21 protein-coding genes are annotated in these 22,986 nt (G+C 39.3%); 6 read left to right on the top strand and 15 right to left on the bottom strand.

Going from position 1 to position 22,986, the window contains the following annotated elements; translation table 11 throughout:
* Positions 1 to 3 precede the first annotated feature (3 nt).
* The 5 genes from galU to uspA form a co-directional block, all read right to left on the bottom strand.
* Entirely contained in the window at positions 4 to 891 is an 888-nt protein-coding gene (galU, locus tag CVP05_RS02660) for a UTP--glucose-1-phosphate uridylyltransferase GalU (RefSeq protein WP_100288022.1), read from the bottom strand.
* Between the two features lie 98 nt (positions 892 to 989).
* On the bottom strand, positions 990 to 2,354 hold the full coding sequence (locus tag CVP05_RS02655; RefSeq protein ID WP_100288021.1) for a phosphohexomutase domain-containing protein: 1,365 nt from the start codon (positions 2,352 to 2,354) through the stop codon (positions 990 to 992).
* Between the two features lie 32 nt (positions 2,355 to 2,386).
* A complete protein-coding gene (gene csrA, locus CVP05_RS02650; RefSeq protein ID WP_100288020.1) occupies positions 2,387 to 2,578 on the bottom strand; it encodes a carbon storage regulator CsrA in 192 nt (63 codons plus the stop codon).
* A 188-nt stretch (positions 2,579 to 2,766) separates the two neighbouring features.
* On the bottom strand, positions 2,767 to 5,397 hold the full coding sequence (gene alaS, locus CVP05_RS02645) for an alanine--tRNA ligase (RefSeq protein WP_100288019.1): 2,631 nt from the start codon (positions 5,395 to 5,397) through the stop codon (positions 2,767 to 2,769).
* 228 nt (positions 5,398 to 5,625) lie between these two features.
* Positions 5,626 to 6,051 (bottom strand): universal stress protein UspA, encoded by a 426-nt coding sequence (gene uspA / locus CVP05_RS02640; protein ID WP_100288018.1) that lies wholly within the window; start codon positions 6,049 to 6,051, stop codon positions 5,626 to 5,628.
* A gap of 133 nt (positions 6,052 to 6,184) precedes the next feature.
* Between uspA and mazG the strand changes: the two genes are divergently transcribed.
* A complete protein-coding gene (mazG, locus tag CVP05_RS02635) occupies positions 6,185 to 6,985 on the top strand; it encodes a nucleoside triphosphate pyrophosphohydrolase (RefSeq protein WP_100288017.1) in 801 nt (266 codons plus the stop codon).
* Positions 6,986 to 7,037: 52 nt separating this feature from the next.
* Here the strand turns inward: mazG and rraB are convergent, their stop codons facing one another.
* Positions 7,038 to 7,457: a ribonuclease E inhibitor RraB gene (gene rraB / locus CVP05_RS02630; RefSeq protein ID WP_100288016.1), complete on the bottom strand. Its 420-nt coding sequence runs from the start codon at positions 7,455 to 7,457 to the stop codon at positions 7,038 to 7,040.
* A 233-nt stretch (positions 7,458 to 7,690) separates the two neighbouring features.
* On the opposite strand from rraB, the gene adhE reads away from it, so the two are divergent.
* Entirely contained in the window at positions 7,691 to 10,300 is a 2,610-nt protein-coding gene (gene adhE, locus CVP05_RS02625) for a bifunctional acetaldehyde-CoA/alcohol dehydrogenase (RefSeq protein WP_100288015.1), read from the top strand.
* A gap of 87 nt (positions 10,301 to 10,387) precedes the next feature.
* On the opposite strand, the gene hslU is transcribed toward adhE, so the two are convergent.
* From hslU to CVP05_RS02600, 5 genes are all read right to left on the bottom strand, one after another.
* Positions 10,388 to 11,719 (bottom strand): HslU--HslV peptidase ATPase subunit, encoded by a 1,332-nt coding sequence (hslU, locus tag CVP05_RS02620; RefSeq protein WP_100288014.1) that lies wholly within the window; start codon positions 11,717 to 11,719, stop codon positions 10,388 to 10,390.
* 9 nt (positions 11,720 to 11,728) lie between these two features.
* The gene (gene hslV / locus CVP05_RS02615) at positions 11,729 to 12,256 is read right to left on the bottom strand and encodes an ATP-dependent protease subunit HslV (protein ID WP_100288013.1); all 528 of its coding nucleotides are present in this window, start codon (positions 12,254 to 12,256) and stop codon (positions 11,729 to 11,731) included.
* 91 nt (positions 12,257 to 12,347) lie between these two features.
* On the bottom strand, positions 12,348 to 13,211 hold the full coding sequence (gene ubiA / locus CVP05_RS02610; protein ID WP_100288012.1) for a 4-hydroxybenzoate octaprenyltransferase: 864 nt from the start codon (positions 13,209 to 13,211) through the stop codon (positions 12,348 to 12,350).
* 25 nt (positions 13,212 to 13,236) lie between these two features.
* A complete protein-coding gene (locus tag CVP05_RS02605; protein ID WP_100288011.1) occupies positions 13,237 to 14,001 on the bottom strand; it encodes a DeoR/GlpR family transcriptional regulator in 765 nt (254 codons plus the stop codon).
* A gap of 31 nt (positions 14,002 to 14,032) precedes the next feature.
* The gene (locus tag CVP05_RS02600) at positions 14,033 to 14,875 is read right to left on the bottom strand and encodes a rhomboid family intramembrane serine protease (protein WP_100288010.1); all 843 of its coding nucleotides are present in this window, start codon (positions 14,873 to 14,875) and stop codon (positions 14,033 to 14,035) included.
* A 125-nt stretch (positions 14,876 to 15,000) separates the two neighbouring features.
* Between CVP05_RS02600 and CVP05_RS02595 the strand changes: the two genes are divergently transcribed.
* Positions 15,001 to 15,318 (top strand): DUF5389 domain-containing protein, encoded by a 318-nt coding sequence (locus CVP05_RS02595; protein WP_100288009.1) that lies wholly within the window; start codon positions 15,001 to 15,003, stop codon positions 15,316 to 15,318.
* Between the two features lies 1 nt (position 15,319).
* Here the strand turns inward: CVP05_RS02595 and glpE are convergent, their stop codons facing one another.
* Positions 15,320 to 15,646 carry a thiosulfate sulfurtransferase GlpE gene (gene glpE / locus CVP05_RS02590; RefSeq protein ID WP_207761344.1) on the bottom strand — a complete coding sequence of 109 codons (327 nt, stop codon included), beginning with the start codon at positions 15,644 to 15,646 and terminating at the stop codon, positions 15,320 to 15,322.
* Between the two features lie 74 nt (positions 15,647 to 15,720).
* Here glpE and CVP05_RS02585 point away from each other — a divergent pair, with 74 nt between their 5' ends.
* From CVP05_RS02585 to glpT, 3 genes are all read left to right on the top strand, one after another.
* Entirely contained in the window at positions 15,721 to 16,158 is a 438-nt protein-coding gene (locus CVP05_RS02585; RefSeq protein WP_100288007.1) for a YhbP family protein, read from the top strand.
* Positions 16,155 to 17,069, top strand: a complete 915-nt coding sequence (gene murQ / locus CVP05_RS02580) for an N-acetylmuramic acid 6-phosphate etherase (RefSeq protein WP_100288006.1) — start codon at positions 16,155 to 16,157, stop codon at positions 17,067 to 17,069. The genes CVP05_RS02585 and murQ overlap by 4 nt, the downstream gene beginning before the upstream one ends.
* 234 nt (positions 17,070 to 17,303) lie before the next feature.
* Complete coding sequence (glpT, locus tag CVP05_RS02575; protein ID WP_100288005.1) at positions 17,304 to 18,749, top strand: glycerol-3-phosphate transporter; 1,446 nt, start codon at positions 17,304 to 17,306, stop codon at positions 18,747 to 18,749.
* A 98-nt stretch (positions 18,750 to 18,847) separates the two neighbouring features.
* On the opposite strand, the gene CVP05_RS02570 is transcribed toward glpT, so the two are convergent.
* The 3 genes from CVP05_RS02570 to CVP05_RS02560 form a co-directional block, all read right to left on the bottom strand.
* Entirely contained in the window at positions 18,848 to 20,461 is a 1,614-nt protein-coding gene (locus CVP05_RS02570; RefSeq protein ID WP_100288004.1) for a DNA recombination protein RmuC, read from the bottom strand.
* Between the two features lie 9 nt (positions 20,462 to 20,470).
* Positions 20,471 to 21,802: a 30S ribosomal protein S12 methylthiotransferase RimO gene (rimO, locus tag CVP05_RS02565; RefSeq protein ID WP_100288003.1), complete on the bottom strand. Its 1,332-nt coding sequence runs from the start codon at positions 21,800 to 21,802 to the stop codon at positions 20,471 to 20,473.
* Positions 21,803 to 22,013: 211 nt separating this feature from the next.
* The gene (locus CVP05_RS02560; RefSeq protein WP_100288170.1) at positions 22,014 to 22,955 is read right to left on the bottom strand and encodes a substrate-binding domain-containing protein; all 942 of its coding nucleotides are present in this window, start codon (positions 22,953 to 22,955) and stop codon (positions 22,014 to 22,016) included.
* Positions 22,956 to 22,986 lie beyond the last annotated feature (31 nt).

Here is a 22,986-nt window from a genome sequence, read left to right as displayed (position 1 = left end):
ATACTACAATGTTTTTACTAAACGTTTAAGATAAGTTTTAAATTCTTCACCTAATTTCTCATGTTCCAAACTATATTCCACAAACGCCTGCATATAGCCTAGCTTATCCCCACAATCAAAGCTTTCACCAGTCATATGAAAGGCTTCAACAGCTTCTTTTTCAATTAGCATGTCAATAGCATCAGTTAATTGAATTTCATCACCAACGCCAACCGGGGTTTTCGCAAGCAATTCCCAAATCGTTGCAGAAAATACATAACGTCCAACAACAGCCAAGTTTGACGGAGCTTTTTCAATGCTCGGTTTTTCAACGATAGATTGAATTTTAGCACTTTGTCCGCCTAATAATTCCACATCCGCACAATCTGCAATACCATAGCTACTCACATCTTCTTTTGCTACCGGAGCAACCATAATTTGGCTTGTTTGCGTTTCTTGGAAACGCTTGATCATAGCAGATAAGTTTTCATGTTTCTGATCTGCTGTAAAATGCGCAAGTAGCACATCAGGCAATACGACAACAAAAGGCTCATTTCCAACGAGCGGACGACCACACAACACAGCATGTCCTAATCCTTTTGCATTACCTTGTCGTACATGCATAATAGTGACATCAGGAGGACAAATTGAACGAACTTCATCTAAAAGCTGGCGTTTTACCCTTTTTTCTAACATCGTTTCCAACTCAAAAGACGTGTCAAAATGGTTTTCAATCGCATTTTTAGAAGAATGAGTGACAAGCACAATTTCTTTAATCCCCGCTGCCACACATTCATTGACAATATATTGAATTAACGGTTTGTCCGCGATTGTTAACATTTCTTTTGGAATCGCTTTAGTCGCTGGTAACATACGGGTGCCTAAACCGGCTACAGGAATAATCGCTTTCATCATTTATCCTTTTTGTTTAAAAAATTTTCTAGAAATAAACCGCACTTAGAATATTGCTCTTCCAAAGTGCGGTCTATTTTTACCTATGATCTTAAGTATTATTGACGCAATAAAGCTAAAATCTCTTCCGTTTTTTCAGCCATTAATTGCTTATCTCCACGCGTTTCTAAATTCAAACGAACCACCGGTTCGGTATTAGAACTGCGTAAATTAAAACGCCATGTCGGATATTCAATACTGATGCCATCAGTTTCATCAACACTAACCGCTTCCGCTTCATAAGCTGCACGCACTCGAGCAATAGACGCTTTGGCATCCGCAAGTTTACTGTTGATCTCCCCTGGTGAAGGATAAGTATCAACACTATTCCCGACCAGTTGTCCTAATGTTTTACCTGACGTACATACTAATTCCATCACTAATAACCAAGGAATCATTCCACTATCACAGTAGAAGAAATCTCGGAAATAGTGATGAGCACTCATTTCGCCACCATATACAGCATCAACCGCACGCATTTTCTCTTTGATGAAAGAATGCCCTGATTTAGACATGATCGCTTCTCCACCATTTTCCTCCACTAATTGAATAGTGTTCCAGATAAGGCGAGGATCGTAGATAATTTTCGCACCTTTATTTTTTTGTAAAAAGGCTTGAGCTAATAATCCGACGATATAATAACCTTCGATAAAATTACCGTTTTCATCAAATAAGAAACAACGGTCAAAATCACCATCAAACGCAATCCCCATATCTGCTTTATGTGCTAACACAGCATCAATGGTATCTTGACGGTTTTCATGTAAAATTGGGTTAGGAATTCCATGTGGGAATGTACCATCTGGATTATTGTGTACTTTAATGATTTCTACTGGTACACGATGGGCTTTAAATTGTGCTTCAATGGCATCAATCACATGACCAGCCGCACCATTACCTGAATTAATCACTAATTTTAATGGCTTCAAATGCTCAAAGCTAACATAAGACAATAAATGCTCGACATAATCGCCAACAACAGATAATTGCTTATACGTACCGCGCTGAGTCACCGGAGGAAAATTATTCTCTTCCGCTAAACGCTGGATATCTGCTAAGCCTGTATCTGCACTAATTGGGCGAGAACCTTCTCGCACGAGTTTCAATCCATTATAATCCATTGGGTTATGGCTAGCGGTGACTTCAATACCACCATCGGTTTTCAGAAATGAAGTGGCAAAATAAACTTCTTCTGTACCAACTTCTCCAAGATCAATGACATCAACCCCAGAATCCAACAGGCCATTAGTTACCGCGCTTTTCAGTTCTTTGCTCGTTAGACGAACATCACCACCTACCACGATTGTTTTGGGCTTTAAAAATTGACCAAATGCTCGACCAATTCGATAAACAATATCAGCATTTAGTTCTGTTCCTAATTGCCCACGGATATCATAAGCCTTAAAGCACGTAAACTTTTCCATAACCCTTCTCCATTTTGATTTATTTATCCAAATTATTTCTGATCTTCAAGTTCACCATCACAAGAATCTTTAATACGTTGATAAATCTCTTCGCGATGAACTGAAACATCTTTAGGTGCATTCACACCAACTTTAACTTGATTGCCACGCATATTTAAAATCGTGATTGAGATATCGTCGCCAATGAGCAAGCTTTCACCAACTTTACGAGTTAATATTAGCATATAAACTCCCCATTTTTTTAGTTTTATGCCGATAATATCCTTATTATTTAATCAAAATCCCTCTATGTTAATAAAATGATAATTTACACTAATGTCATATCACATTATGATATAAACATTCCCTGCACCCTACCACACAAATAATTCATACTAGAATATAGAATCCTCAATTCTAGACTGAACAACAATTATAAATGTGTCTGTAACCAATCTAAACAATCAGATAACGCTACAGATATATGCTCAGGCTGAGAGCCACCGGCCATCGCCAAATCAGGACGACCGCCACCTTTACCGCCTACTTTTTGAGCCATCAGGTTGACTAATTCGCCGGCTTTCACTTTACTGGTCAAATCATGAGTCACACCGACAATTAAGTTCACTTTTCCATCTACTTGAGAAGCAAACACAATCACTGCAGAACCAAGCTGATTTTTCAAATCATCAACGATTGAACGCAGAGACTTCGCCTCAACTCCTTCAAGTTGTTGAACAACAACAGAAATACCGTTAATTTGTACCGCACTTTTTGCCAAGTCAGCACCTGTTTGCATCGCTGCTTTTTCTTTAAGCTGCTGTAACTCTTTTTCAGTCTTCTTCGCTTTGTCTTGTAATTGGTAAATCTTTTCCGCTAAGGAATTCACATCGGATTTTAACAGCTCTGCACTTTGGTGTAACAAGGCTTGTTGATTTTGTAACCATACAATTGCTTGTTCGCCCGTTACCGCTTCTACACGGCGAATCCCTGCCGCGACGGCACCTTCGGAGATAATCTTAAATAAACCAATATCCCCAGTGCGTTTTACATGAATACCGCCACACAATTCTATAGAAAATGCATCCATGGTGACAACTCGAACTTGTTCACCATATTTTTCACCAAATAATGCCATCGCACCTTTACTTTTGGCCGTGTCTAAATCCATGATTTCAGTCACTACAGGATAATTCGCTCGAACAGCTTGGTTCACGATACGCTCCACCTCAGCTAATTGTTCACGGCTGATTGCCTCCGGCTGGGTAAAGTCGAAACGCAGTGCGCTGTCTGACACTAACGAGCCTTTTTGCGCAACATGCTCACCTAATACTTGACGTAACGCTGCGTGTAATAAATGAGTGGCAGAGTGATTCAAAGAGGTATGATGACGACGTATGCTATCCACCTCAGCATTCACTAACTGTCCCACACTCAAAGTGCCTTGTTTTAATTCGCCAATATGCCCAAATACCTGACCATATTTCTGCGTATCTTTCACTTCAAAGCGCATATCATTCGTGATAAGACATCCCGAATCACCAATTTGACCGCCTGATTCTGCATAAAACGGGGTGTTTTCTAAAATCACCACTGCACTTTGTCCCGCTTCAATACGTTCCACTGACTTGCCATCATAAAAAAGTGCGGTCACTTTTGCTGAAGATTCAGATTCAGTATAACCCTCAAATTTTGTTGAACCCTCTACACGAATTACACTGTTATAATCTACTCCGAATTGGCTCGCAGACTGGGCACGCACTCGCTGTGCTTCCATTTCGCGATTAAAGCCATCTTCATCAATTTGTATATTACGTTCACGACACACATCTGCGGTTAAATCTAGCGGGAAGCCATAAGTATCATAGAGTTTAAATGCAACTTCCCCTGATAAGGTATTATTCTCAACAGAAGCAAGGGCATCATCTAATAAGGCTAGACCTCGTTCAAGTGTGCGCGCAAATTGTTCTTCTTCTAAACGCAGTAATTTTTCAATATTCCCTTGTTTTTCTTTTACTACATTTCCCGCCTCTGCCATTACCTCAATTAAAGTCGGTACTAATTTATAGAAAAACGCTTCTTTAGCACCTAATAAATGACCATGCCTCACCGCGCGGCGAATAATACGACGCAATACATAACCTCGTCCCTCATTCGATGGAATCACACCATCTGCAATTAAATAAGCACAAGAACGAATATGATCTGCAATCACCCGTAATGATTTATTATTTAAATCTTTTTCACCCGTAATTTCTGCTGTTTTTGCAATCAGTTGTTGGAAAATATCAATTTCATAATTAGAATTCACATGCTGCATTACCGCACTGATACGCTCTAATCCCATACCGGTATCAACGGAAGGCTTTGGTAATTTTTCCATTGTGCCATCAGCTTGACGATTAAACTGCATAAACACAATATTCCAGATTTCAATATAACGATCACCATCTTCTTCTGGCGAACCTGGTGGGCCTCCCCAAATGTGATCACCATGATCATAGAAAATTTCAGTACAAGGTCCGCAAGGTCCCGTATCCCCCATCTGCCAAAAGTTATCTGACGCATAACTCCCTTTCGGCCCTTTATTATCACCAATACGAATAATACGTTCTGCAGGAATACCGATTTCATCGTGCCAAATACGATAAGCTTCATCATCAGTTTCATACACAGTCACCCAAAGACGTTCTTTCGGCAAACCTAACCACTGTGTTGATGTTAAAAACTCCCAACCAAAATGAATCGCATCTTGCTTAAAATAATCGCCAAAGCTGAAATTCCCAAGCATCTCAAAAAAAGTATGGTGTCGAGCAGTGTACCCTACGTTTTCTAAATCATTGTGCTTGCCTCCTGCACGTACACAACGCTGTGCCGTTGTAGCACGGGAATAAGAACGTTTATCCATTCCAAGAAAGACATCTTTAAATTGGTTCATTCCTGCATTAGTAAATAACAAGGTCGGGTCATTTGCAGGAACCAAAGAACTACTGTCAACAACCTGATGGCCTTTACTATGGAAAAAATCGAGAAATGCTTGTCTAATTTGTGCTGTCGTTTTCATTTATAAACCTTGAATTATTACGCTACGCCTTTATTATAGGCCTATAGCGTACTCATATAGTTATCTATATTGTGGCATATTTTTAAGGTTTATCAAATCATCAACAAAAAATTTTTGCAGAAATTTTTAATTAAAATGAAATAAGCGCAAAAATATTGCTAAAATCAGACCGCACTTCGCGTTATGTAGGATAAAAGCAAGCGAAATACGGCCCTTGATGTTTTAAGACTATTCGTCACGTAATGGAACTACGAGCATATCAATATCGATATTATTCATTACTTGGCGTGTGGAGGACATGAGTTTGCTCCAAAAGTCCTTATGATGACCTGTCACTAACAAGTCTACATCATATTGCTCAATGGCATCAGCAAGTACTTGTCCTAAATCCCCACTGCCACTCAATTTCTCTGTTACTGGATAACCCGCTTGATCCGCTAACTGAGTCAGCGCTTGATGGTTTTCGGTGGAAATACGATCTTGCATAGAAGACATATTGACATCAATTAAGCCAGTATATAAATCAGAAAAATTGACATCAACATGAATAATAGACAACTTAGCCTCATTACGTTTTGCCACGCCCGCTGCTTTATTTAATAACACAGCACTTTCTTCGGAAAGATCAACAGCAACCAACACATGATTATACATAATGTCCTCCTCAATCAACGCTAAATGATTAACATAGAATTCACTTTATGATTAAATATTAACATTAATCACCTTAAAAAAACATGGCACAGATCACGTTATTGAAATCTTTTATGACCGAAATGAGGTACTTATGCAATCTTATACTATTCACGACTTTACCCAACTTATCGCTAAATTACGAGATCCCCAAGAAGGGTGTCCTTGGGATCTTAAACAAAATTACCAAACTATGATACCTTGCCTGCTTGAAGAAAGTTATGAAGTCGTCGAAGCTATCCGCCAGGGAAATCCACAGGATTTAAAAGAGGAATTAGGTGATTTACTCTTACAAGTTGTCTTTCTCAGCCAACTTGCCTGCGAGGAACAAAAATTTGATTTTAATGATGTTATCCAAACTATCTGCGAGAAAATTATCCGTCGCCACCCTCATGTTTTTGGCAATCAATCCGCACATAATGAAGAAGAAGCATTACAAAATTGGAATGCTATCAAGGCCGAAGAAAACAAAAATAAAGGACATCAATCCATTCTAGATAACATTCCTCATGCTTTCCCTGCACTAATACGTGCTGAAAAATTACAAAAACGTTGTTCTAAGCTGGGTTTTGACTGGCAAACAATCCCCCCTGTCATTGAAAAAGTTCATGAAGAGCTCCACGAAGTGAGCCAAGAACTTCACCATATGCCACAAAATCATGACAAAATTGAAGAAGAGATCGGTGATTTACTTTTTGCAGTCGTCAATTTAAGCCGCCATGTAAAATGCCAGCCCGAAGAAGCGTTACATAAAGCAAATCATAAATTTGAGCAGCGCTTTCGTTTTATTGAACAAGAATTGGCTAAACAAGGAAAATCGTTAGAAGACAGTACACTCTCTGAAATGGATTGGTTATGGGATTTAGCCAAGACACATTTTGCGACGAATAAATAAGCTATTGGGGCAAACCAAAAACTGAGTGGTTTTGCCCCAAATGATAACAAAATTATCTTACATCTTCTTCTATAACATCATCTTCGAAAAATTCACCGTCCTGACCATATTCATCTTCTTCGGCATTAGGATCCTCAAAATAAGTCCCCCAACCATCATAAATACCATGATGTTTAGCTAATAACGGTAATAACTCTTTTTGCTGTGCGTCAATAATTTCAGGTTTAAGCTCCACTTCCGCAATAATATCAAAACAATATAAGGTTTTCCCATTATCATCTTCAAATTCTTCTGCCTCCGAAACTTCATAGCCTGCTTTGAAGGCATCTACCGCAATCTTTTCAAGTTTATCAAAGTCATGGTGTGCCACATGGTGTTCAATAATATAAAGCGCCGTTGGGTCACTGCCATCATTGAGCAAATCTGTAATAATTTCACGCGTTTGTGCTTGTAGTGTTTGAATATTTTCCATCACTCATCCTCATTCAAATAAATTCTCACTATTGTAGTGTTTTCCCACCATATCATACAAGAAAAACTCATAAACCAACGAAAACCTTCGAGACTTTATACCAAAAATTTTTATCTAAAACTTGATATAGATCAAAACCCTCCCAAACACCCCATTAGAGTTAACTCTTAATTTGTATATAATTTTAATTAGTAAAATAATTCAAAATTTAAACAACTTTAGGAGAAATTACCATGCGTAATACGATAGAAAATCCTGTCAACACGGTACAAGATGACATCAATATCCTCGTTGATAAAGGCCTTGTCGCTTTAGAAGCATTTAAACAACTTAATCAAGAACAAGTTGATTACATTGTAGCCAAAGCTTCTGTTGCCGCCCTTGATCAACATGGTGTCTTAGCTATGCATGCTTATGAAGAAACCGGTCGCGGAGTGTTTGAAGATAAAGCAACTAAAAATTTATTTGCTTGTGAATATGTGGTTAACAATATGCGACATCTCAAAACCGTTGGTGTCATTAGCGAAGATGATGTCACCGGTATCACCGAAATAGCCGATCCTGTGGGGGTTGTCTGCGGCATTACGCCAACCACTAACCCCACTTCTACCACTATTTTTAAAGCCCTTATTTCTCTCAAAACACGCAATCCCATCATTTTTGCCTTCCACCCCTCAGCCCAACAATCCTCTGCACATGCTGCTCGTATTGTTTATGAAGCAGCTGTCGAAGCTGGTGCGCCAAAAGATTGTATTCAATGGATTGAAAAACCATCGATGGAAAGTACTTCTGCGCTCATGAAACATCCCGGTATTGCCACCATTTTAGCCACTGGGGGAAATGCCATGGTGGAAGCAGCCTATTCTTGTGGGAAACCCGCTTTAGGGGTTGGTGCAGGGAACGTTCCGGCTTATGTAGAAAAAACAGCAGATATACAACAAGCGGTTCACGATATTGTCATGTCTAAATCCTTTGATAACGGTATGATATGCGCCTCAGAACAAGCGGCAATCGTTGATCAGGAAATATATGATGAATTTGTCGCAGAAATGAAATCTTATGGTGTTTATTTTGTTAATAAGAAAGAAAAAGCATTATTAGAAGAATTTATTTTTGGCGTTAAAGCCAATAGTAAAAGTTGTTCTGGTGCAAAATTAAATGCCAATGTAGTGGGCAAGCCTGCTAGCTGGATTGCACAACAAGCTGGGTTTAGCGTACCGGAAAGAACCAATATTCTCGCGGCAGAATGTGCTGAGGTCGGAGAAAAAGAACCGTTAACCCGTGAAAAACTCTCACCAGTATTAGCCATTTTAAAATCTCATTCAACGGAAGCCGGCTTCCAACTTTCAGAAGCAATGGTGAATTTTCATGGGCTAGGGCATTCCGCAGCCATTCATACCAAAGATGCTGAACTTGCTAAAGCTTATGGAGAACGGGTGAAAGCCATTCGCGTTATTTGGAATTCACCATCAACATTCGGTGGGATCGGTGATGTATATAATGCATTCTTACCTTCATTAACATTAGGCTGTGGCTCATATGGTAAAAATTCCGTAGGCAATAATGTGAGTGCAATCAATTTATTAAATATCAAACGAGTAGGCAGACGGAGAAATAATATGCAATGGTTTAAAGTGCCTTCAAAAATCTACTTTGAACGCGACTCAATTCAATATCTGCAATCAATGAAAGACTTAGAACGCGTTGTTATCGTAACTGATCGCACTATGGTTGATTTAGGTTTTGTCGAAAAAATTGCTAAACAAATTATGGCTCGAGGCAATCATGTCACTTACCAATTATTTGCAGATGTCGAACCGGATCCGTCTATCGAAACCGTCCGTCGCGGTGTTGAATTATTACGCAATTATCAACCGGATACCATTATCGCTTTAGGGGGCGGTTCACCAATGGATGCCGCCAAAGTGATGTGGCTATTCTATGAACAACCTGAAGTCGATTTTCGCGATCTGGTACAAAAATTCATGGATATTCGCAAACGTGCGTTTAAATTCCCACAGTTAGGACGTAAAGCAAAATTTATTGGCATTCCAACAACATCGGGTACTGGCTCAGAGGTCACGCCATTTGCTGTGATTACTGAAGGAGACAAAAAATACCCAATCGCAGACTATTCACTGACTCCAACCATTGCCATTGTTGATCCGGCATTAGTTATGAGCGTGCCTGCCCATGTTGCTGCGGATACAGGATTAGATGTATTAACCCATGCAACAGAAGCTTATGTCTCAGTATTAGCCAATGATTTTACAGATGGTCTTGCGCTACAGGCGATTAAATTAGTTTTTGAATATTTAGAACGCTCTGTAAAAGATAAAGATCCTGAAGCTCGAGAAAAAATGCACAATGCATCAACTATAGCAGGTATGGCATTTGCGAATGCTTTTCTCGGCATGAACCATTCTCTTGCCCATAAAATTGGTGGTCGTTTCCATACCCCACACGGGCGCACAAATGCCATATTAATGCCATATGTGATCCGTTATAACGGCACTCGTCCGACTAAAACCGCAACTTGGCCAAAATATAATTACTACAAAGCTGATGTAAAATATCAAGACATTGCACGCATGCTCGGCTTACCTTGCTCAACACCGGCAGAGGGCGTGGAAAGTTATGCTAAGGCTTGTTATGAGTTAGCGCAAAAAGTCGGGATCAAAATGTCCTTTAAAGAACAAGGCCTGAATGAACAAGAATGGTTGGCAGCACGCCGTGATATTGCTCTTCTCGCCTTTGAAGATCAATGTTCACCCGCAAATCCACGCCTCCCAATCGTGAGTGATATGGAAGACATTTTAACTAAAGCTTATTACGGTGAATAACTGATACCCTTTGTCAAAAAGACAAAAAAAAGAACCGCACTTTATGGAAAAAATCCCATTAAAGTGCGGTTAATTTTTAATAATTTTTTATAGGATAAAACGGCTTAAATCTTCGTTTTCAACAACGTCGCCCAATGCCTCAGCCACATAAGCGCCATCAATCGTCACTTTTTCGCCACTCATATCACTTGCAGTAAACGATAATTTATCCATTAAACGTTCCATCACAGTATGCAAACGGCGAGCACCGATGTTTTCTGTTTTTTCATTAACACGAAATGCTGCTTGAGCGATTTTTTCAATCGCATCATCAGTAAATTCAATATTTAGCCCTTCTGTGGCCATTAGTGCCTGATATTGCTCTGTTAATGAAGCATTTGGCTCAGTTAAAATACGTTTAAAATCATTCGCACTTAATGCGGATAACTCGACACGAATAGGTAAACGGCCTTGCAACTCAGGGATTAAATCTGATGGTCTTGCCACTTGGAAAGCGCCAGATGCAATAAACAAAATATGATCCGTTTTAACCATACCATGTTTAGTATTGACTGTTGTTCCCTCAACTAATGGTAACAAATCACGCTGTACCCCTTCACGAGAAACATCTGGGCCGGAGTGTTCGCCTCGTTTACAAATTTTATCAATTTCATCAATAAAAACGATACCATGCTGTTCTACAGCTTCAATTACCTTATCTTTTAACTCCTCTAGATTAAGTAATTTTGCTGCTTCATCATCAATCAGATTTTTTAACGCATCTTTAATTTTCATTTTGCGTTTTTTAGTCTGCCCACTCGACAAACTTTGAAACATGGATTGCAATTGATTTGTCATATCTTCCATACCAGGAGGCCCCATAATTTCAACCCCCATTGGCGATGCCGCAACATCAATTTCAATCTCTTTGTCATCTAATTGACCTTCACGCAACTTTTTACGAAAAATTTGGCGTGTATTGCTATGGTTATCGGTTTCTTCTGCTTGTCCCCATTGGTTTTTAGCCGGTGGTAATAAAGCATCTAAAATACGATCTTCCGCTGCTTCTTCCGCACGAAAACGGTTTTTTTCGATTTCTTGTTGACGCACCATTTTCATCGCGCTATCCGTTAAATCGCGAATAATAGAATCGACTTCTTTACCAACATACCCTACTTCGGTAAATTTAGTCGCCTCGACTTTGATAAAAGGTGCATTAGCTAGCTTAGCTAAACGACGTGCAATCTCGGTTTTTCCCACACCTGTAGGCCCGATCATCAAGATATTTTTCGGAGTAACTTCATGACGTAATGGCTCTTGTAGCTGCATTCTGCGCCAACGATTACGCAAGGCAATAGCCACCGCGCGTTTAGCATCTGCTTGCCCAATAATATGTTGATCGAGTTCTGAAACAATTTCTCTTGGAGTCATTTCTGACATAACTTTTCCTTAATTCGGTAATTCTTCAATAGTGAAACTAGTATTAGTGTAAACGCAAATATCCCCTGCGATTTTTAATGATTTTTCGACGATTTCACGTGCAGATAAATCAGAATTTTCCACTAGCGCGCGTGCAGCCGACAAAGCATAATTGCCACCGGAACCAATGGCCAAAATCTGATCTTCTTCTGGCTGTACAACATCACCATTCCCCGTAATAATCAAAGACTCTACTTCATCAGCCACAATTAACATCGCTTCTAAACGTCGTAATGCGCGGTCAGTGCGCCATTCTTTAGCTAATTCCACCGCACTTTTGAGCAAATGCCCCTGATGCATTTCTAATTTACGTTCAAATAATTCAAAAAGGGTAAAAGCATCTGCTGTCCCCCCTGCAAAACCCGCTAGCACTTTATTATGATATAAACGGCGCACCTTACGGGCATTACCTTTCATTACAGTGTTTCCCAAAGAAACCTGTCCATCTCCGCCAACAACAACTTTACCGTTACGGCGTACACTCACAATTGTCGTCATGATATTTTCCTTATTTGAGGGCAAGAATATCTCGCTAATATGACCTAGATAACTTGTTATATGGCAATAAAAATCTGAATTTCAAGATTGATTAATAAAAAATCCCAAACAAGAAAGCAATAAATACCATCATGCCAAAATAATTATTGTTTAAAAATGCCTGAAAACACGCCTCACGCTCACGTGTTTTAGTGAGTTTACATTGATAAATAAAGAAAAGAGCGGATAGAAATAGCACAAAAAAATAACTTGGATGTAAATTTCCAAGAAAACCAATGCCGATTAATAATACTAATGTGATAAATTGCAATAGCGCAATCACCTTATTATCATACTGAGCAAATAAAATTGCTGTAGATTTCACACCAATACGTAAATCATCATCTCGATCCACCATTGCATATTGCGTGTCATATGCGACTGTCCATGCAATATTAGCCAAAAAAAGCAACCAACATTCTAATGGCAAGCTTTCAATTGTCGCACCATAAGCCATAGGAATAGACCAGCCAAATGCCGCGCCCAAAAAAAACTGTGGCAAATGAGTGTAGCGCTTCATAAAAGGATAAATAAACGCCAACACTACAGCGATAAACGAAAGCGTAATGGCATACAAGTTTAAAAATAGCACCAATAAAAATGCAATAAAAATTAAAAAAACAAATAGCCCTTTTGCTTCTTTAGGGGTCGCTTTACCTGTAGCTAATGGACGTTGTGATGTGCGTTTAACCGCACCATCAATATGGCGATCGGCATAATCATTAATCACACACCCAGCTGAGCGCATAACAAACACACCTAATACAAAAATCAGTAATACTTTGATATCCGGTACGGTTTTTTCAGCCAAAAACAATGCCCACAACGTTGGCCACAGCAGTAATAATGCGCCAATTGGACGGTCAAGGCGCATTAATTGCACATACGCGTTCAGTTTTTCATTAGTCAATCGCATATAAATGAGTGTTTATTGTGTTGTTCTATTTTAATGGACAAATTCGGAGTTCAACATTATTTCTTGCTATTACATCCATAACCGGGGGCGGTGGTAACGCATCGGTAAAAAAATAATCCACGTCAGCCACAGAACCCAATCGCACAATAGCATGGCGACTAAATTTAGAATGATCGGAAACTAATAATTTGGTTCGAGAGTTATCAAGAATAGTGCGTTTTACTTGCACTTCATGATAATCATAGTCTAATAACGATCCATCAATATCAATGCTGCTAATGCCCAAAATGCCGAAATCTAAGCGAAATTGTGACAAAAATGCGACTGTCGCTTCACCCATTACACCACCATCTTGACGCAAAGCACCACCTGCTACCGTAATATCAAAACTTTCGTTCTGTCTTAAAATATACGCGGCATTAAGATTATTGGTGACTATTCGCAATTTCTTATGATGTAATAGCGCATTCGCAACAGCCTCCGGTGTTGTGCCAATATCCACAAATAATGATGCGCCATCAGGAATCATACTTGCCACATTCTGTGCAATTAAATTCTTCTCGAGAGAAAAAAACTCTTTACGATCGGCGTAATCGCTATTTTCTGATGTTGATGGCGAGGCGGCCCCACCATGATGACGACGAATTAAACCGTTTTCTGCTAGTTCATTTAAGTCTCGACGAATGGTTTGTGGGCTGACGTTTAATAACGCAACCAGTTCTTCTGTACTGGCATAGCCGTTCAGCTTGACTAATTCTACAATTTTTTGATGACGAATAGACTGCTTCATGTTAATGCTCCCCGAGAAATTTAGGTTTATTTTATCTTAAATTCCTATCTAGAGGTAGGCTTATTGCTCCGATTACTATCCCGATAATTAAACCTGTAATATGCGCGGTATTACCAATGCTAACATTAACAAGCGGACCAGCAAACCCTAATGCAATCCCCACGATTAACATCATGCCAAAACCTGCAGGCAACTGGAAAATTTTATGCCGAGCCCATTTATCCACTATAAAAACATAGCCCCCTAAGGCATAAGCTACACCAGATAATCCAAGAAAAGCTGGCCCACTCACCATATTTTGAGCAACCCCAGATCCAATAGCTGAGGCAACAAATAATACCGCTAATATTAGCGTCCCACGCTGTTTCTCAATAATATTACCTAAATATAGCCACCATGTCAGATTAAGCAATAAATGCAAAAAAGAAAAATGCACTATCCCATGGGAAACATAACGCCAAATTTCACGATCTTGCGAAAAATAAGCCGGATAATGTAACCAACTAAACACTTCATCCGGCGACATAATCCAAGTTAAGCCATAAACCCCCACACACAGAAACGCTATCAGCCAAGTAAACCAGCCTGAAACAGGCAATGCCAGAGAACGTAGCATAGGTGTTTTATGTGGTGTCATAGTTTGTGTGTCCCCACCTTGCCAGCTCGCTTGTTCATAGCGTTCTGCAAAAGGTTCTCGCAAAAATAGCGTTTTTTCTTGCATAATCGCATCAAAATGTGGAGAGTTATCATCAAGATATACGTGAATACCCTTTTCATCTTTAGTAATGTGTAGTTCTTCTTGGTATTTCACTCGAATATAATCTCGAAAATAATAAGGGAATTGAAGAATCTCTGAACTAAATAAATGCTGCACAAATCATTCCTTTTAAATGAGTGAATCGTTATACTAAGGATTTGTAACATAGGGTTTTAGACGACTGCGCAATCCTTAGCAACCACCATAACTTATTAGCATAATCCGATTAACCGGAGAAAGAAATGAAAAAACACAATTTACCCACTGGATTTAGTCCTTTTACTTGGGGCATAGCGCTTTTTTGCTTACCCATTTTACTTTGGCCTTTATCTTTATTAATCTCGCCAAATATTAGTAAAAATCCAACCTTAACCGAAACGGAAATCACTTGGATGTCCATTTTTTTATGGATTTATCCCTTTATTCTCGGTATCTTAGCGCGCATCGCTTATCGAGTACACCCACGAAAACCACAATTCGCTAAAATTGGGTTAATTGGTTTTGCCATTATATTTTACGCAACAACCTTATATGTCATCATTGTCGGTTTTAATGCATAGGCTAGTATGCTGTTTCTATGGGTAGTTCAGCTCGAACCCAGCCATCAAAGCCACCTTTGACACTATAAACCCGCTCATAACCTTGCTCGACTAAAAATTGAGCAATGTTACGACTACTTATACCATGATAACAACTCACAATAACAGGCTCATCAAAATCACACATATCTTGAAACTGCCCATAGCTTTGATTTGTGAGATGAAATGCGCCTTTCGGCCGGCTGTAAGTAAAACGTTGAAGATCACGGATATCTAATAACACCGCTTCTTCATCACAAACCATACGCCATGCCTCTTGTGGGGTAATTTCAACAAATTGTTCCATAATAGATTAAATCTCACTGCAATTTGTGGTAAAAAGTGCGGTGAAATATAACATTGTTTTTTTATCGGGTAAATCTTATGCAATCTAATATTGTTAAATTTTTGCAACAAAAACATATCGTCAGTTTTAGCGTATTTGCTGACCAAGAAATGTGGTCTGCTATTTGTTTTTACGTATTTGATCCTGACACGAATAGTTTAATTCTGCGCACCAGTGATGAAACCCGTCACGGACAATTAATGCTCAAAAACACTCAAGTAACAGGTACCATTATTCACGATACGGAAACGGTAGCCAAGCTACAAGGAATTCAATTTACAGGTGTTATTAGCGAGTTAAAAAATAACGAAAAACAGACCGCACTTGATCGCTATTATGCACGCTTCCCTTATGCCCGCGTAATGAAATCACCTGTTTGGCACATTGCCTTACAAGAGGTAAAATTCACAGATAACACTTTAGGATTTGGTAAAAAAACCCTTTGGACACGTAACAATCCCGAGCAAATATCATGACAACTTCACACTTATTACACACCCTCAATCAGCTTATCACCGAACAACGTAATAAACATTCCATGAATCTGGATCGTTTATCTGCTTTGGAAATTGTCACCTTAATGAACCAAGAAGATAAACAAATCCCCATTGCCATTGAACAATGTTTACCACAAATTGCTCAAGCTGTAGATAATATTGTCACTGCGTTTAAACAAGGCGGTCGGCTCATCTATATAGGGGCAGGAACAAGCGGGCGATTAGGTATATTAGATGCTTCTGAATGTCCTCCGACTTTTGGGGTTTCTTCAGAAATGGTTAAAGGATTAATTGCCGGCGGAGAACATGCTATTCGCCATCCTGTTGAAGGTGCAGAAGACAATACCAAAGCTGCAATAACCGATTTACAATCCATCGAATTTTCAGCCCGAGACATACTTGTAGGGATTGCGGCTAGTGGGCGCACACCTTATGTTATCAGCGGATTAGAATATGCAAATCAGCTAGGCGCAACCACCGTAGCAATTGTAAGTAATCCCCAATCTCATATGGCATCAGTCGCCAATATCGCCATCGAAACCATTGTCGGCGCAGAAGTATTAACCGGCTCCAGTCGTTTAAAATCAGGCACCGCGCAAAAACTTGTACTCAATATGTTAACCACTGCGAGTATGGTATTGATAGGCAAGTGTTATCAGAATTTAATGGTTGATGTGCAAGCTAGCAATGAAAAATTGCGCGCACGCGCGATACGTATTGTTATGCAAGCAACAGACTGTTCTGCGGAGCAAGCTGAACGCGTTCTCATTGCAGCAGACTACCAAACGAAAGTCGCCATTATTATGCAATTAAGCGGCAAAACAAAAATAGAAGCCGAAGGATTATTAGTTCAAAATCAAGGCCGTATTGCAACAAGTTTAAGCCAATAAATCCTTTTAATTCATCTATTATCATTGTTCAAAATGACCTAATTCGAGCAAAAACAACAAAAGAAGTTAAATATCAACCACCAAATTACATTTTTTGAGCAAAAACGAGATTTTTTATTGTGATATGAATCACATATCTTTAATAAATTTCTCTCTTCTAATGTATTTCGTGCTATTTTATCCCTCTTAAAATGATTTTAATAACAACAATAACTACCAAGTTGGAGAATAATTATGTTTGGTCCATTTAAGCCGGCACCGCATATTGCAGAACTACCGGCAGATAAAATTGATTCCACCTATAAACGCCTACGCTGGCAAGTCTTTGCGGGAATTTTCTTTGGTTATGCGGCCTATTATTTCGTGCGAGCCAATTTCGACTTAGCGCAAAAAGGCCTGATTGAAGCAGGAATGTATAACAAAGCTGAACTGGGTATTATCGGTACGGGTGCCGGTTTGGCCTATGGTTTATCTAAGTTTTTTATGGCAAGTATTTCAGATCGCTCAAATCCAAAAGTATTCTTGCCGTTTGGTTTATTACTTTCTGGTCTATGTATGACCATGATGGGGTTAATGCCATGGGCAACCTCAGGAATTTTAGTGATGTTTATCATGATTTTCCTAAATGGTTGGTTTCAAGGTATGGGCTGGCCTCCGTGTGGGCGTACAATGGTGCATTGGTGGTCTAAATCAGAACGTGGTTCTATCGTCTCTATTTGGAACTGTGCGCATAACGTTGGTGGTATGGTACCTGGCGCAATGGTATTACTTGCTAGCGCGATTTATTTTAGCACCCATGGTGTTGAAGCAACCGCAAAAGATGTATGGCAACAAGCTTTATACTATCCAGGCATTGCCGCGATGATCGCCGCTGTACCTATTTATTTCGTCATGCGAGATACACCACAATCTTGTGGTTTGCCGCCAATTGAGAAATATAAAAACGATTATCCCGATGATTACAACGAAGAAACTTATGAGCATGATCTCACTGCAAAAGAAATCTTCGTCACTTATGTATTGAAAAACAAGCTGTTATGGTATATCGCAATCGCGAACGTATTTGTTTATTTAATTCGTTATGGTGTATTAAAATGGTCGCCAGTATATTTAGGTGAAGTGAAACACTTTAACATTAAAGGGACTGCGTGGGCATATACTATTTATGAGCTAGCTGCGATTCCTGGTACATTACTATGTGGTTGGGTATCAGATAAAATCTTCAAAGGTAAACGTGGTTTAACTGGTTTTGTGTTTATGATTTTGACAACTGCCGCCGTTGTAGCATTATGGTTAAACCCAGCCACACCTGAAAATGAACTCGCACAATATGCTAGCCATGCTTGGTATGAAAATCCATATCAGTTAATGGACTTCATTTTAATGACCACTATCGGTTTCTTGATTTACGGCCCAGTTATGTTAATTGGCTTACACGCACTTGAATTAGCGCCGAAAAAAGCGGCTGGCACATCAGCAGGTTTCACCGGTTTATTTGGTTATTTAGGTGGTACAGTATCAGCTTCTGCTGTTGTAGGTTGGGCTGCGGAACATTACGGCTGGGACGGTGGTTTCTACGTGATGATAGCCGGTGGTGTATTGTCTGTTATTTTATTGCTTATCGTTATGCTTGAAGAAGATAAACATAAAGCAAAATTAGGCGATCACTACGGTAAATAATACTCAATAAAGGACAACTTTTGGGGTGCAAATCACATTTGTTGTCCTTTCTCTATTCATAAAAAAATGCCATTTTTAACCGCACTTTTCACACGGATTTATGCATTATTCACTGTATTCTCTACGGAGAGGCCTAATTTTTCCACCTCAATATCATTATGCAACAACTCAACCGCTGGCATGGTTTTATTCGCTTTAGCTGATAGGGTTTTGAAACGCTCCACTTTGCCTGCTAAACCTTGTTGCCCAACCAATGCTGTAACCGTGTTGTTATAATGGCTGCTCACTGTAGATAAGCTATTACCCAATTTACTCAAACGCTCTGCGACAACACAGAGTTGATTGTAAATTTCTCCCGCTTTTTCACTGATTTCTTTCGCCTCTGTATTGCCACGCTCAATACGCCACAAATTTGCTACCGTTCGCAAAATCGGCATTAATGTGGTATGAGAAACGAGAATCACATTTTTTTCATAGCCATAGCCAAATAAACGCGAATCCTGTTTCATAGCTTCAATATATGCCGGCTCAATGGCAATAAACATCAAGACAAAATCTGGACTACGCATACCAATAAGATTGCTATAATCCTTGCGAGATAAATCATCAATATGGTGACGAATGGCTTTAATATGCTCACGTAAAAACTGTTGCTGCTCAAAATCTTGCTCAGAATTCACCGCACTTTCATACGCATTTAATGACATTTTACTGTCAATAATCAAATGCTTATTATCCGGTAAATGTACCACAAAATCAGGGTAATTATTTTTCCCCATTTGATCTTTAAAATGAGCTTGGGCAGAATAATGCTCCCCTGAAATTAACCCTGCGGCTTGCAAGGCGGCTTCCAACTGCATTTCGCCCCAATTACCCAACGTTTTCTTTTCACCTTTAAGGGCAGAGGTCAAATTACTCGCTTCTTGTGACATATTTAAACCAATTTCCAACACTTTTTTAATCTCAGCTTCTAAACCGGCCTGGCCTTTCACTGATTCGGAATGAATGTCATTGACCCGTTTTTGAAACCCTTCAATCTGTTCTCGAAAAGGTTTAAGCAAATTATCCAATGCTGATTGATTTGTTTGGTTAAACTGTTTGGTTTTTTCATCAAGAATACGATTAGCGAGGTTTTGAAATTCCGTGCTAAGTTGTTGTTTAGTTTGTTCAAAATGAGTTTGCTGCTCAATGAAATGCTTTTCTTTTTCGGATAATGTTGTTTTTAATGCCGTTAATTCCTGCGAAAGTGCGGTCAGTTTTTGAGTTAAATTTTGTAGTTCTTGTTCTTTTTGGGTAAATTGATTTTGGCTATGAGTAAGCTGACTGCGCAAGCTTTCTGCCTGCGCGGAAGCAATCCCAAATTGTTCTTTTAAGACAGTAATGTTTGCGGCAATACTGTCGTGACGTGCTTGTTCTTCATTAATTTCTCGTTCTAAAAATTGAATTTTTTCATCACGTTCCGTTAAGCGAACTTGTAGTCCTTCCGCTGTCGTTTGAGCTTTTATGAATTGTTGATCTAATTGATTTTTTGCTTGAGTTGTTAGCTCAAACTTATGTAATAATTGGTTAAAATCATTAACATTTTTATTTAAATCTTGGGAAAGCTCTTGCACATCACGTTTACGTCGCGCATTGATAAAAAGTAAGATTAGACACACCATGCTTAGCATGACAACCATTATCAGCCATTGATTTGACGTCAACTCTAGCATGGTTAACTCCTAAAACTCCCCATGTAAATCGTATTCATCTGCAGCGATGATTTTCACCTTGATAATATCACCTATTTTAACCGGAGTATTGTTGAGGTTATCCACATAAACTACACCATCAATTTCCGGCGCATCTGCCATTGAGCGAGCGATAATGCCCTCATCATCAATATCATCAATAATCACTGATAACTCTTTACCCACTTTGGCTTGTAAACGCTGTGCGGAAATACGTTGTTGCACTTGCATAAAACGATGGAAACGTTCTTCTTTTACTTCCTCTGGCACTTGATCTGGCATATCTGTTGCAACAGCACCTTCCACCGGACTGAATTTAAAGCAGCCCACACGGTCAAGTTGTGCGTCTTCAAGGAAATTGAGCAATAATTGAAAGTCTTCTTCTGTTTCACCTGGAAAGCCCACAATAAAAGTCGAGCGCAAAGTTAGATCCGGACAAATTTCACGCCATTGTTTAATCCGTTCTAAAGTGCGGTCGATTTTGCCTGGTCTTTTCATGGCTTTAAGAATTTTCGGGCTGGCATGTTGTAATGGAATATCCAAATAAGGCAAAATTTTACCTTCTGCCATTAGAGGAATTAACTCATCAACATGTGGATAAGGATAAACATAATGTAAACGAACCCAAATCCCTAACGACCCCAATTGACGACATAAGGTAATAAGATCGTTTTTAATCGGCATGCCGTTCCAAAATACCGTTCGATTTTGTTGTTCTTTGCTTTGATCTAGCGCATAGGCTGAAGTGTCTTGCGAGACAATCAATAATTCTTTTACTCCCGCATCCGCTAAGCGTTTAGCTTCATCTAAAACTTGTGTGATCGGACGGCTATCCAAATCGCCTCGCATCGATGGAATAATACAGAACGTACAACGATGGTCACAACCTTCAGAAATCTTTAAATAAGCATAATGTTTCGGTGTCAGTTTCACTCCTTGTTTAGGTACAAGGCTGACATAAGGATTGTGTGCAGGTTTCGGCACATATTTATGCACGTGATTCATCACGGCTTCATAACTATGTGGCCCGGTAATTTCCAACACTTTCGGGTGAACTTCTCGAATTTGATTTTCTTTCGCTCCTAAACAGCCCGTCACAATAACCTTACCATTTTCTTCCAATGCTTCACCAATAGCTTCCAAAGATTCTTGTACGGCACTGTCAATAAATCCACAAGTATTTACAATCACAAGATCTGCATTCTCATAACTTGGGATAATGTTATAACCATCAGAGCGTAATTCCGTTAAAATCCGTTCGGAATCCACTAAATTTTTTGGGCAACCAAGACTAATAAAACCAATATTTGGAGATGTACTCATAAAACACTCAATAAAATAATCACTCGTAAAAATAAAGTAGTGCGAATTGTACAGAAGTTGGGGTAAAAAGGCGATAAAAAATACGATAAATGACAGTACTCGCTGAATAATGCGTAAAGGCGATTTTAAATAATATATCACATAGAAAATCAAACCCTGTTTGACAATAAAAAGTCGCTGTCAAATTGGATTTGATCTTCTATCGGTTTGGCTAGTGCCATTTGGCTTGGTATTCTGCTTTTTTATCCGGCGTCACTAACTCAAAGGGCACATAATGAATTTGTGGCACATTTTCACCCTTAGCCGCAGAATAGGCAATTCGCGCGCCTTCCGCACCTTGTCCAACCGCCGATTGATACACCGTTGCATCAAGCCCATTGCCTAAATATTCCAATGCATCTGGAGTCGCATCTAAACCCACAATCAGAATATCTTCATCTTTTATACCTAATTTCCGACTTGCCAACACCGCGCCAATGGCCATTTCATCATTATTACTCACAATCACATTGACTCCTTTTGTTTTGTAAGCCGCTAATAGGTTTTCTGCAACTTCTAATCCTTTAGCCCGATCCCATTTCGCCTCTTGTTCTGTCAGAACGTGTATATTGTCATGTTTTGCAAACACCTCTTTATTCCCTTGTGTCCGCGCTATCGTTGCATCAAGCCCTAATGTTCCCATTAAAATAACACTATTCACCGGCTTTCCATTTACGGCTTTTGCAATAAATTCCCCTTGAATACGCCCGCCTTCAATTTCATCTGACCCCACATAACTTGCCACATACTGCATATCTTCGGGCATTGGTCGACGATTTAAGATTATCAGCGGAATGCCTGCTCTTTGTGCTTTTCGGCCAATGGCTTTAATAATTTTCTGATCGGTAGGAACAACAAGTAAAGCATCTACTTTTTGATCAATGAATGTTTCTGTATCGTTGAGTAAACGGGCAGGATCATTATTCGCATCAGCAAAGCGAAAAGTCACATCAGAATGTAGATTGTCAAATTTACGAATTTCATCTTGCAAATAAGTTTGGAATTTATCAGCAAATGAAAATAACTGCACACCTATTACAATATCCTTTGCATAAATAGCGGTAGAAGATAACATTGCTGCTGAAAATAATGCGGTTAAAACTAATTTTTTCATCATGCTTACTCCTTAAATTATCAAAACAAAT

The organism is Conservatibacter flavescens (assembly GCF_002795425.1).
GTDB classification, from domain to species: domain Bacteria; phylum Pseudomonadota; class Gammaproteobacteria; order Enterobacterales; family Pasteurellaceae; genus Conservatibacter; species Conservatibacter flavescens.
This window is presented reverse-complemented; position numbering and strand designations above follow the sequence as displayed.